The 13,044-nt window shown below is 69.9% G+C and carries 3 protein-coding genes and 1 tRNA gene; 3 read left to right on the forward strand and 1 reads right to left on the reverse strand.

Translation table 11 applies throughout. The features are described 5' to 3' along the window. Positions 1–24: 24 nt before the first annotated feature. The 3 genes from IEY89_RS23680 to IEY89_RS23690 all read left to right on the forward strand — a co-directional run bounded on the left by IEY89_RS23680 (position 25) and on the right by IEY89_RS23690 (position 12,395). The gene (locus IEY89_RS23680) at positions 25–1,377 is read left to right on the forward strand and encodes an MFS transporter (protein ID WP_189149477.1); all 1,353 of its coding nucleotides are present in this window, start codon (positions 25–27) and stop codon (positions 1,375–1,377) included. Next, positions 1,337–12,127 carry a non-ribosomal peptide synthetase/type I polyketide synthase gene (locus IEY89_RS23685; protein WP_189149478.1) on the forward strand — a complete coding sequence of 3,597 codons (10,791 nt, stop codon included), beginning with the start codon at positions 1,337–1,339 and terminating at the stop codon, positions 12,125–12,127. Before IEY89_RS23680 ends, IEY89_RS23685 begins: the two co-directional genes overlap by 41 nt. A 112-nt stretch (positions 12,128–12,239) precedes the next feature. Next, positions 12,240–12,395, forward strand: a complete 156-nt coding sequence (locus IEY89_RS23690) for a hypothetical protein (protein ID WP_189149479.1) — start codon at positions 12,240–12,242, stop codon at positions 12,393–12,395. A gap of 216 nt (positions 12,396–12,611) precedes the next feature. On the opposite strand, the gene IEY89_RS23695 is transcribed toward IEY89_RS23690, so the two are convergent. Beyond that, positions 12,612–12,695: transfer RNA gene (locus tag IEY89_RS23695), tRNA-Leu, on the reverse strand. Positions 12,696–13,044: the final 349 nt, after the last annotated feature.

Genomic DNA, 13,044 nt, shown 5'->3' on the forward strand with positions numbered 1-13,044 from the left:
GGCGTTGAAGAAGGACAACACGCTATGGGTGGTCAAGTGGGGGGTGTGGACTGGCGGTTCCGGGCAATCGTGTCCGCGTGCGCCATGTCCGGCTACGGTAATTACCTCAACCTGATCGCGCTGAGCCTGTTCTCCTACGACGTGACGGGTACCGCGTTCGGTGTCGGCGCGGTCATGGCGTTACGGCTGTTCTCCGGTTTCCTGGCCGGGCTCGCCGCGGGGGCGCTGTCGGCCAGGGTCGCCCGGCGGACCATGATGATCTCCGCGGACGTTGCCCAGGCCGCCGCCATGATCGTGCTGGCACTGTGCGTCTCGCGGGTGCCACTGTGGCTGCTCGCCTGCGCGGTCGTGGTCCTGGGCGCGGGTAACACGTTTTTCACCGTTGCACTGCGCAGCGCGGTCCCGGTCATGGTCGGCCAGGATGCCCGCTCCCATGCCAACGGGTTGCTGGTCACGGCACGATCTTTCGCCACAGTGCTCGGCTTCGCCTCGGCGGCGCCGGTCATCGGGCTGGGAGGCTATACCGCCGCCTTCGCCGTCAATGCGGCGAGCTTCGCGGTATCCGCCACAGCGCTGCTGGTCCTGCGCCCGCGCACGGACGAGGCGGGAGCCGGCGACTCCGAGGAAGACGCGGAGCCCGACGGTCGGAGCAGCGCCGGGCCGCTGCTCCCCAGGTCGTGCCGTATCCGGGTACGGGACGCGATGGCAGGCGTGTCGACACTTCTCCTTGGCATGATCCTACTCAGGGGCACAGACGCTTTGGCCTCCGCTTCGCACAATGTGGCCTTGCCCGTGGTCGCGCACACCACTGCTCCGTCCGGCCCGGCGGTGTTCATGGCCCAGTTCTGGGTGGCGTGGGCGATAGGTACGCTCCTCGCCCACCAGGTGCTCAAACGCAGGCGGGACGCGGCACCGTGGGGCGAGCGCGCGTTCGCGGTCGGGACCTGCTTGATGTCGCTCTCCTTTGTGATCGCATTCGCGGGACTGCCCACTCCGGCACTGATTGTGGCGGCTGCCTCGGCGGGATTCGCCGACGGCTGGACCGAGATCATCTACACCTCGCGCCTGCAGGCGGCCCCCGACCGGCAGCGCAGCCGGCTGTTCGGATGGTCCGCCACGGCGGAGCAGTCCGGGTTCGCGCTGGGAACGGTGGCGGCGGCCGCGGCTCTCGAGGTACTGCCAGCCCTGGCCGTCGTAACTGCCTTCCACAGCGCGGCGGTGTTCGCAGCCCTGTTTCTGCTGTTTGTCATCGCCACCCGCGGCGGCACGGCTGCGCCTTCGTCGTCCACCAGTGAAGAAGGCGGATCCACCAGTGAAGAAGACGGAGAGGACACACATGGAACGCGTACGGGGGCAAGGCCTCTGCCGAGGGCCTGAGCCGGAGTACACCGAGGACGATCCGCGCAGTGCCGTCCAGGCGCTGCTGCGCGCTGCGGGTACCGGCTCTGACGCGGCGGTCGTCACCATCGCCCCGGACGGTTCCGCGACCGAGCTGCCGTATCCCGAACTGCTGGCCCGGGCTCGCCGGATGCTCACCGGGCTGCGGGAGCGCGGGCTGCGCGCCGGTGACGTGCTGGTGCTGTGCGGACTGCCGCTGGACGAGTTCTTCCCCGCCTTCTGGGCCGGAGTGCTCGGTGGTGCCCGGCCCATGGCCATCGCGGAGCACGCCGCCGAGGGCTCTGGGGCGCTGGAACGCCTGCTGCACGCCTGTACGTTGTTGGACCGACCACTGGTGCTCAGTGATGCGGCCGGGGCGGCGGCTCTGGCTCGGACGGCTCCGCAGCTGCGGGTCGCGGTTGCGCAGGACTGCCTGGCTGCCCTGCCTGCGGACGATCACACTGAGCCGACCGCATCCGACGTCGCGCTGCTGATGCTGTCCTCCGGCAGCACCGGTGTCCCCAAAGCCGCGCAGCTGACGCACGGCGGACTGGCGGACTTTGCCGCGAGCAGCCGACGCGTCCTGGACGTTGGCCCGGACGACACCATGGTGAACTGGCTGCCGGTCGACCACAGCGGCGCTTTCCTGCTGTACCACCTGCTCGCCGTCTTCGCGGGATGCACCAACGTCCACGCACCGACCGATCTGGTCCTGGCCGAACCGCTGCGCTGGCTCGACCTCCTCGACGAGTACGGGGCACAGCACAGCTGGGCGCCGACCTTCGCCTACCAGCTCGTCGCGGACGCGCTTGCGGAGCGGGCGGCGGGCGGCTGGGACCTCGGCCGTGTCAAAACCCTGCTCTGCGGGGGCGAACAGATCGTGCTGCCGGTGCTGCGTCGTTTCCTCGACGCGACGGCCGCGTACGGGATCCGGGAAGGGCACATTGTTCCGGCGTGGGGCATGGCCGAGACGGTCACGGCCGTCACCTTTGGCCGGCTCGACCGGCCTGGCACCGTGCACCGCCTGCTCAAGAGCAGCCTGAGCGGCGACCTGATGCGGGCCGACGAACAGACACCCGAGCGCGACTGCGCCACCTTCGTCGCGGCGGGCTCGCCCGCGCACGGGGTCACCCTGCGCATCGTGGACGACCGCGGCGATCCGGCGCCCGAAGGTCGGATCGGTCGGCTTCAAGTGCACTCGCCCGCCCGTCTGACCCCCGGTTACGTGAACAACCCGGCGGCGGACGCGGGGGCCTTCCCCGGCGGACGTGACTGGCTGGACACCGGTGATCTGGCCTTTCTGGATGCGGGCCAGGTCGTGATCACTGGCCGCCGCAAAGATCTGATCATCATCAACGGGCACAACATCTACTGCCACGAGATCGAGGAAGCCGCCACCACCGCCGTCGCCGGCATCCGGCCGGGGGAGGTCGCCGCCTGCGGCGTTCCGCACCCGGACAGTGGCACGGAGGAGTTGGCAGTGTTCTTCGTGAGCCGCGGTGCCCACGACGACGCGCGCATCACACGGGAAGTGAAGGCGGCGCTGTTCTCCCGGCTCCGCCTCACCGCCGCCCATGTCCTGCCCGTCCCGCACGGCGAGTTCCCGAGGACGCCCGCGGGAAAGGTGCGCCGTACCGAACTCAGGGACCGCCTGATCGGCGGCGGGTTTCGGACGGCCACCACCCCGCGCGTCGCAGCGGACCCCGCCGAGTTGACGCAGGTGGTGCAAGAGGAGATAGCAGCCCTGCTAGGGCGCCGAGTGGAGGCGCATGCGCCGTTCTACGAACAGGGCCTGACGTCCGTGCTCCTCGTACGCCTGCGGGCGCGCCTTGAGTCGCGGTTCGCAAAGACGATCACGCAGACCGCGTTCTTCGAACATCCCACGGCCGCCGCGCTCGCCGCGCATGTGGCCGAAGCCGCCGGGGTGCCGCCGGTACCCGCCTACGCCAGTGCCGAGTCCGCCGACGCCTCCGAAAACATAGCCGCCCACCGCATCGCTGTCGTCGGACTCTCCGTGCGCTTCCCGGGCGCCGAAACGGTGGAACGGTTCTGGGCCAACCTTCGGGACGGTGTGGACAGCATCCGTGTCTTCGACGAGGAAGAGCTCGCGGCAGCCGGGCTGTCCCTGGAGCAGCGTCGCGCACCCGACCTGGTGCCTGTCGCCGGAGTCCTCGACGGCGTCGACGAATTCGACGCGGACTTCTTCGGGATGAGCCCCAAGGAGGCCGGGCTCACGCACCCCGCGCACCGGCTGTTCCTGGAGTGCTGCCACGAGGCGCTTGAGGGCGGCGGTTACGCTGCGGCTGAACCGGGCACCAGCATCGGGGTGTTCGCGGGTTCGGGCATGAACCTCTACGACCACCAGCAACCTTCGGCAGTCGGTGCCCCGTACGACGGGAGCGACCCCGCCGCCGGCATGCAGGCCGCCGTCGGGCAACAGCCGGACTTCCTCGCCTCCCGAGTCGCCTACCGGCTCGGGCTCACCGGCCCCGCCATCGGCGTGCAGACGGCCTGCTCCACCTCGCTGGTCGCCGTGCATCTCGCGATCCAGTCCTTGTTGAGCGGTGAGTCGGACCTGGCGCTTGCGGGCGCCGCCGCTGTGCACCTCCCCCAGGAGACGGGTTACCGCAGTCACCCTGGCTCCATCCTGTCACCCACCGGACGCTGCCGGGCCTTCGACGCGGACGCCGACGGGACCGTCGGCGGCAACGGCGTGGCCGCCGTCCTGCTGAAGCGACTCGACCGCGCACTGGCCGACGGTGACACCGTGCACGCGGTGATTCTGGGCTCCGCGGTCAACAACGACGGTGCGGAAAAGGTGGGCTTCAGCGCTCCCGGCGTCACGGGTCAGGTCGAGGTCGTACGCCAGGCCCTGCGCAGGGCGGCTGTCCCCGCGGACACGATCTCGTACGTGGAAGCGCACGGGACCGGCACCAGGCTCGGCGATCCGATCGAGCTCGAAGCACTGAGCCGGGCCCTTGGCGAAGCCACACCCAGCACCGCCTTCTGCACCGTTGGATCAGTGAAGCCGAACATCGGGCACCTCGACAGCTGTGCCGGAATGGCCGGGCTGATCAAGACGGTCCTCATGCTGCGGCACCGCACGCTGGTGCCGACGCTACATCTGACCCGCCCCAACCCCGAACTTGCTCTGGCGAACGGTCCGTTGGTGCTGGGCACCGAGCTGCGGCCGTGGCCGTCGCCGCACGGTGTGCCACGGCGGGCCGGGGTCAGCGCTCTCGGGGTCGGCGGCACCAACGCCCATGTGGTGCTGGAGGAGCCCCCGTCGCCGACAGCGCCCCTGGCCGCTGAGACTGACTTGCCCGTACTCGTTCCGGTGTCGGCCCGCGACGCGCAGGCTCTGGGCGAATTGACCGAACAGCTCAGGGACCGGCTGCGACAGCGGCCGGAACTCGCGGCCAGGGACATCGCGGCCTCCATGGCACTCGGCAGGCCACACCGCCCGACGCGGACCGCGGCTGTCGGCCGCACGGCCGAGGAACTCGCCCACGCCCTGCAAGGGCAGTCGGTACCGTCCGGTCCGCTCGGGCCGCTCGCGTTCGCCTTCTCCGGACAGGGCAGCGCCCGCCCCGGCATGGCGAGCGGTCTCTACGCCGCGTATTCCGCGGCCCGGCGCGCGCTCGACCGGTGCGAGGAGATCTATGCCGACGAGTTCGGCGGCACCCTGCTCCCGCTCCTGCTGGATGAGTCGGACCAGTCCGCCGAAGTCGACGTGTGGTCCACCGAGACGGCCCAGGCCGCCCTCTTCGCGCACCAGTCGGCGCTGGCCGAGGTGTGGGGCACCGCCGGCATCCGCCCCGCACTGCTGCTCGGGCACAGTGTCGGCGAGTACGCGGCCCTGTATGCGGGCGGCGCCCTGACCCTCGAAGAGGGGCTGCGGCTCACCGCATGGCGCGGCAGGTTGATGCACACCCTCTGCCCGCCCGGCGGCATGCTGGCGGTCCGCGCCGACACGGCGGTCGCGCAGCGCATCGCACAGGCCGCTGGAGCCGAACTGGCCGCGGTCAACGGTCCGCACGCCCAGGTGCTCTCAGGCTCACCGCAGGTCGTCGAGAAGACGACGCGCCTCCTCGACCAGGAAGGACTGCAGTGGCGGGCGCTCGCCGTCGACCGGGCGTTCCACTCCGCCGCGGTAGAGCCGGCGCTGCGCGACTTCCGTTTGCACGCGGAGCGCGTGACGTACGAGCCGCTGCGCGTCCCATTGGTCACCGCGGCCGACGGCGAGCTGCGTCCGATGGGATGGACCGTCGACGCGGACTACCTCTGCCGACAGGCGCGGCAGCCGGTCCGCTTCGATCTGGCCATGGCAGCCGCAGCGGAGCACGGGTGCGAGGACTTCGTGGAGATCGGTTCCCGGGACGCTCTCGCCGGCCTCGGCAGGCACTGCTTCCCTGGGAGCCGCTGGGTGAGCGGGCAGGGCCAGGGCACGCGAGCCGACCAGGTGAGCGGGCTCCTGACGGCGCTGGGATCGCTGTACCGCAGAGGCGCCGAGCTGGACTGGCGTGCGATCACAGAAGACGGAGGCAGGGTGCCGTTGCCGGGGCATCCCCTGCGGCGGCGCGAGGTGGCACCCCGGCCCGTCCTGCCGACGCAGGCTCCCGGGCGCCCCCGGCAACCACCGGCCACCCCCGCGGAGCCTGCCGCGCCAAGCGAACTACTTGATCTGGTACGGGAGCTGACGGCCGACAAACTCGGCAGCGAGGCGGGGGACGTCGCACCCGACAGCTCGTTCTTCGAGCTGGGCGCGGACTCCCTCTCCCTGATGGGCATGACGGCGGAGCTGGAGCGCCGGTACGGCGTACGCATACCCATCAGGGAGCTGTTCTCCTCGGCCGACACCCCGCGCAAGCTTGCCGAACGCCTGGCGTCACTGCGGGGCGGCGCGACCGAAGCCCCATCGGCGGAGTCGTACGAGGAGACGGAGGTGACCGTCTCCGCACAGCGGCGTCTTCGGGAACCGGCGCCGGTTCCCGAAGACGCCGGTGAGCACCACGACCTGTTCGCTCAGCAGCTGAAACTGGCGGAGCAACTCGTCGATCAGGTGACCGGGGTGATCTCCCGGCAGCTTGACGTGCTCGCGTCCGCTTCGTCCGCCGCTGCAGTCGCTCCGGCCCTGGCACGGCGGACCTCAGCCGCCGTACCCGTACCCGTACCGCCGAAGGCCAAGCCGGAGCCTGAACCAGCTCCTGCGGTACGCCATCCAGCGGCCCTTGCGCCCGGATGCGACTTCAGCCTGTATTTCTTCGGCGACTACCCCGAGGACGCCGAACACGACAAGTACACGCTGATCATGGATGCCGCGGATTTCGCCGACCAACACGGTTTCCACGCCCTGTGGTTCCCGGAGAGGCACTTCAACTCCTTCGGCGCGCTCTTCCCCAACCCCTCCGTGCTCGCCGCCGCGCTCGCAGCCAGGACAAGCCGTATCCGGCTGCACGCGGGTTCCGTGGTACTGCCTCTGCACCATCCGATCCGGGTCGCGGAAGAGTGGTCGATGGTCGACAACATCTCCGGCGGACGGGCGGGTCTGTGCTTCGCGAGTGGCTGGCACGCCACCGACTTCGCGCTCGCTCCAGAGCACTTCGGCCGGCACCGCGAGGTGATGTACGAGCAGCTGGCCACCGTACGGCAGCTCTGGTCGGGGCAGCCGGTCACGGTGACCGCGGGCGACGGCAAACCTGCCGAGATCCGGCTGCATCCCCGCCCTGTGCAGGAACAGCCCCCCATGTACGTGGCTGTGGTGGGCAACCCGGACAGCTACCGTCAGGCTGCCGCCCACGACCTGGGTGTGGTCACCAACCTGATGACGCAGACCGTCGAACAGCTGGCGGAGAACATCGCCCTGTACCGGCGCACGCGCGCCGAGCACGGACTCGATCCCGCAGCGGGCAGAGTCGTGGTGCTGGTGCACACCTATCTCGGCGACAACGCCGAGCGGGCGCGGGCCGAGGCGTACCGGCCGTTCGTGTCCTACCTGCGCTCCTCGCTGTCGCTCTTCGACCAGGTCACCAACAGCCTTGGCTTCGAGGTCGACCTGGACAACACCTCCGAGGACGACGTGGAGTTCCTGCTCGGGCGCGCCTACGAACGCTACTGCGACTCCCGCGCGCTGATCGGCGACGAGCACACGGCCGCCGAGACGGTGCGTCGGCTGGTGGACGCCGGAGCGGACGAGATCGCCTGTTTCGTGGACTTCGGCGTGCCGAAGGAGAAGGTCCTGGCGGCCCTGCCCGCTCTCGACCGGGTTCGGCGTCGTGAGCAGCCCAGGGCGCGGCAGCGAGCGGCACTTGTGCCGAAGCGGCTGCCTCTGTCGCCGGCCCAGCGCCGCATCTGGTTCCTGGAGCGACTCCACCCCGGTACCAGCATGTACCACGAGCCCAAGGCGATCCGGCTGGACGGCCCACTGAACGTGCCCGCGCTGCAATGGGCACTGCAACAGGTCGCGGACCGGCATCCGGCGCTGCGTACCGTGTTCCCGGACGCCGACGGCATTCCGTACCAGGAAATCCGTCCCCGGGCGCGCCTCGACTGTCCGGTCGACGACCACAGCGGGGTATCGGAGGAGAAGGCGCTGCGCGGCGTTCTGGAGACCGAGGGACGCCGGATCTTCGACCTGGGCACCGGTCCGCTGGTCTCGGCCCGGCTGCTGCGCCTGTCGGAGGAGCGACACCTCCTCTTCCTGCTGGCCCATCACATCGTCTTCGATTCGTCTTCCACAGCGGTGCTGACCCGCGACCTTGCGGCCTTTTACCGCTCCTGGCCGCACGGCGATACCGAACTGCCACCCCTGACCGGCGGGCACGCGCCAGGTGAGCCCGATCCCGCGGAGATCGCCGCGTCCCTCGACTTCTGGCGGCGCCAGCTCAGCGGTGCCCCGGAACTCTCGCTGCCCACGGACCGGCCACGCCCGCCGGTCAGGTCGGGGGCCGGGGCGAGCCTCACCCACGCGCTGGACGCCGAACTCGTCGGCAGGATACGGGCGTTCGCCGCCGGACATCGAGCCACGGTCTTCATGACGCTGACCGGAGCCATCGCGGCGGTGCTCGGCCGCTTCAGCGGACAGGAGGACGTGGTACTCGGCACCGCGGTCGCCGCCCGGCCCTCCGACGCAGAGCACCACGTCGGCCTGTTCCTCGACACCGTGGCCATGCGCCTGGACCTCTCCGGCGACCCTGACTTCCCGACACTGCTGCACCGGGTGCGGGAGAGCAGCACGTCGGCATACGAACACCGCGCCGTCCCCTTCGACGAGTTGGTCGGCACGCTGAACCCGCGCCGCGACCCGAGCCGCAATCCGCTCTTCCAGGTGTTGGTGGAGTACGAGAACGAGAGCGAGGTGGAGTTCGACCCGCCCCGGTTGACGGCCGCACTGCTGGACATGCCGAGCGAACGCGCCCCCTTCGACCTCAGCGTGTATCTCACTCACCACCGTGACGGTGTGCGGTTCATGGTCGAGTACGACACGGCCCTGTTCGACGAGAGCACGGTGCGCCGCTTCGTGGACTACGTCGAGCAGACGCTGCGCCGTGCCCTCGACGCTCCCGGCGCGCCGTTGCGCGAACTGACCACGGTCACCGATACCGACCGGACGGCCCTGGTACGGCTGGGACACCGGAACGCACCACTGCCCGACGCCGAGGACACCCTGCACGGGCTCTTCGAACAGCAGGCGCGACGCACGCCGGACGCCGTCGCGCTGGTGAGCGGTGAAGCGAGGCTCAGTTACGGGGAGTTGGGCACGCGCGCGGTAAGGCTCGCCCGGCAACTGCGCACCAGGGGTGCGAAGCGCGGAGAGCGCGTGGCAGTGCTGCTGCCCCGCGGGACGCAGCTGATCACCGCGCTGCTGGGGGTACTCAAGAGCGGCGCCGCGTATCTGCCCCTGGACCCGTCCGTGCCCACCCCGCGACTCGCCGCCCTCCTCGACGACGGCGGACCCGTGCTGCTGCTGACATCCGATGACCTCCTCACCCGGCATCCGGACCTCGCCGCCCGGCGGCCTGTACACCTGGTGGACGATGCGGGTGACTTGGACGAAGCGGACGACGTCCTGGACGACGGAGCGCGGTCGGAGGACCCGGCGTACTGCATCTACACCTCGGGCTCGACCGGCCGTCCCAAGGGCGTCGTCGTGCCCCACCGCGGACCGGTCAACCTCGTCCGCGGGCATGTGGCACGGCATCCCGCGCTGCGCACCCTGCAGTGGACCTCGCCCGCGTTCGACGTCAGCGTGCAGGAGATCTTCACCACGCTGGCCTCCGGAGCCGCGCTCGTGCTGATCGACGACGAGGTACGACACGATCCGGCGGCCGTCGCGGAGGAGGTCCGCAGCCACGACGTGCAGCGGATTTTCATGCCCTGTACGCCGCTGAAGTACCTGATCGGGACCGGCCCCGAACTGCCCTCCCTGCGCGAACTGTTCTCGGCGGGCGAGGCACTGCAGCTCACCGACGCGTTCCGTCGTTTCCTCGCCGCGCACCCGCAGTGCGCCCTGTACAACCAGTACGGTCCCACGGAGACCTCCGTCATCGTCACCTCGCACCGCGTGGACCCCGGTGGCGAGGAGTGGCCGCCGATCGGTACCCCGGTGCCGGGGGCGCGGATTCTGCTGCGGGACGGCGCCGGGCGTGAGGTGCCGGTGGGCGCGGTCGGCGAGATCCATGTGGGCGGTGCTCCGGTCGCACACGGCTATCACGCGCGGCCCGCGGAGACCGCCGGGGCCTTCCTCGACGACGCTGCCGGATCGGTGCTGTACCGGACGGGTGACCTCGGACGCTGGCGCACGGACGGTTCCCTCCAGTACTGCGGCCGAGCCGACGACCAGGTCAAGATCCGCGGCCACCGGGTCGAACCCACCGAGGTCCTCAGGGCGCTGACCGCGCTTCCCGGCGTTCGCGACGCGGCTGTCGTGCCCCGCCGCGACCGGCACGGTGAAACAGAGGTCGTTGCCTACGTGGTCCCCGCGGCACTGTCGGATGACCTCCGTCAACTGCGCACCGCGCTCGTCGCGGAACTTCCGGACCACATGGTGCCTCGCCGCTGGGTGCGCCTGGAACGGCTCCCGGTCAACGCGTCCGGCAAGCTGGACCGCAGCCGGCTGCCCGAACCGGAGCCCGTGCTGGACAATCTGACCATGGAGGCGGACGCGGAGCCCGCCACCCGGCTGGAGAAGTCCCTGCACGAGCTGTGGTGCGACGAATTCGGTTCGCCCCAGGTGCCGGTGACCCGGTCCTTCTTCGAACTCGGCGGCCACTCCCTGAGCGCCATCAGGCTGCTGAACCGGATGGCGGACTCCCTGAACGTCCAGGTGTCCATGGCCGACTTCTTCCGGGATCCGACCATCCGGGGCGTCGCGGCACGCTGGGAACGGTCCGCGCCCAAGGCGTCCGCACCCGCCAGCGCCGCGGGTGAGGTGGTGGACACGGTGCCGATGACCTCCACTCTTCGCCGACTGTGGCACCGGCATCACGAGCACACCGATCCCGGCGTCTACAACATCGCCCACCGCATCGACCTGCGCGGCGACTTGGACCACGGAGTCCTGACGCGTGCCCTGGAAGACCTGGTGCGACGCCACGACGCTCTGCGCAGCAGGGCCGTACGGCGCGACGGCCAGTACGTCGTCGAGGTGCTGGGGGACGTCCCCGTGGACCTGACAGTCACCGATCTCACCGAACACACCACGGACGCCGCGCTCGTCGATCGGTGGTGTCTGGACCACGCGTCCCTCGCGTTCTCGATGGACCGCGCGCCGCTGTTCCGCTTCCGGCTGGCACGGTTCGGCCCCGATCGCTGGGTGCTGGTGACCGTGTTCCACCACGCGATCTGCGACGGCTGGTCGATGGGCATCGTCTGGCATGAACTGCAGGAGCTCTACAACTCCCGGCGCGGCGGCACCGACGCCCCGCTGGCTCCACCCGCAGTGCAGTTCACGGACTGCGCACGAGCGGAACACCGGCTGGACGGCACGCGCAGGGCGGAACTCGAGAAGTTCTGGCGCACCGAACTCGACGGTGCACCACTGCGTTTGGAGCTTCCCTACGATCGGCCGCGGCCTGAGTCATTGTCCGGCCGGGGCGCCCTGCACACCTGGGTCATCGACGGAGACACGCCCGGTCGGGTCGCGGACACCGCGGCCAGCCTGGGGACGACCCCGTACACCGTGCTGGCCGCGGCGTTTGCCACCTGGGCGGCCGGACTGTGCGGCCGGCCTGACGATGTGGTGCTGGCCGCGTCCAGCGCGAACCGCACCCGGCGCGAACGGTCGGACGTGGTCGGGCTGCTGGGTGACGCCGTCCTGCTGCGCGCCCGGCTCAGCGAGGCCGAGACATTCGCCGATCTCGTGAAGCAGCTGGGCTCGACCCTCTTCACCGTGCTCGACCACCAGGAACTACCACTGAGCGAGGTGACGGAGCTCGTTTCGCCCGGGACCGCCGACTCACTGTTCCCCACCGTCCTGTTCACCGTGGTCACCACACCACTGCCGGCCCTGGACCTGCGGTCGGCATCGGCCACGGTGCGCGGCCTTCCCACGTCGGGCGTAGCACGGAACGAGCTCTATGTGGTCCTGTCTCCTGGGGACGACCGCATCACCGTCACCTTCGAGTACTCTACGGACCTGTTTGCGCGCACGACCGTCGAGGAGTGGGGCAGGGCATTCACCCGGCTCCTGGAGGACAGCACGAAGGAGCCGGAGCGTCGGCTACGGAGCCTGCCTCGAGACACCCCTTGAAAGCTCAAACAGTCGTCGGTTCAGGATGCCGCGGCAGCATCACTGCCGCCGCACCCCCAGGAACCAGAAGTTATCTATCGGCTGCCTGCCGCGCGACACCCTTGAGAGCCGTTTGCCTGGAAGGACAACGGCGAAGACCCCGGCCCCGACCCCGTACGCAAGGCCCTTCTACGAACGCCCCGCAGACGCCGACACCCGCCGCACCCGCCGCCCCAAGACCAAGCCACTGGGCACCTGGACCCCCAAGGGCTACGTCACCCAGCCCTGAGACCTTCCTCACAGGCCACCAGTAGCCCGAGGAAGGGAAACCAGCCCGCGGCAGAGCAACCGAAGATCCTCGTGCTCCAAAAATGGACCGCCGACGGCCCCAGGCCGTCGGCGGTCCACGTGTTTCTGACCACACACAGCGAAACGGTCGGCATCGTGACCACGATGCCGACCGTTTCGTCGTTGCTACCAGAGCACTTTCGTCGGTGCTCCCTTGTGCGCGAGGGGGGAGTTGAACCCCCACGCCCTTTCGGGCACTGGAACCTGAATCCAGCGCGTCTGCCTATTCCGCCACCCGCGCATTGGGTGTGTCCTCGGGCCTTGCTCCCTGCGGGGCTGGGGCCTTCCGACATCGAGAAGATTAGCACGCTGGAGGTGGTGGGTTCACATCCCTTTCCCTCCGCCCCCGGACCCGCCCCGAGCCTCCCCGACCGAGCCGGACCGGCCGCGACTACGTCTCAACACGAGCCGGTTCACGTATCAACCTCGTACCGGTCCAGCCCATCTCCCAAGGAGGCGGGCAAGGTGCACAGTCAGGTGCGGGACACTGGTTTGGCGCCGCCTCTACGATCTGGGTACGGCTGAAGGAGTTCGAAGGGGAGCTTCACAGGGAACTCCGTCAGGCGTCGACACCCGTCGACCGGCCTGAC

It is taken from the genome of Streptomyces lacrimifluminis (genome assembly GCF_014646095.1).
Classification (GTDB): domain Bacteria; phylum Actinomycetota; class Actinomycetes; order Streptomycetales; family Streptomycetaceae; genus Streptomyces; species Streptomyces lacrimifluminis.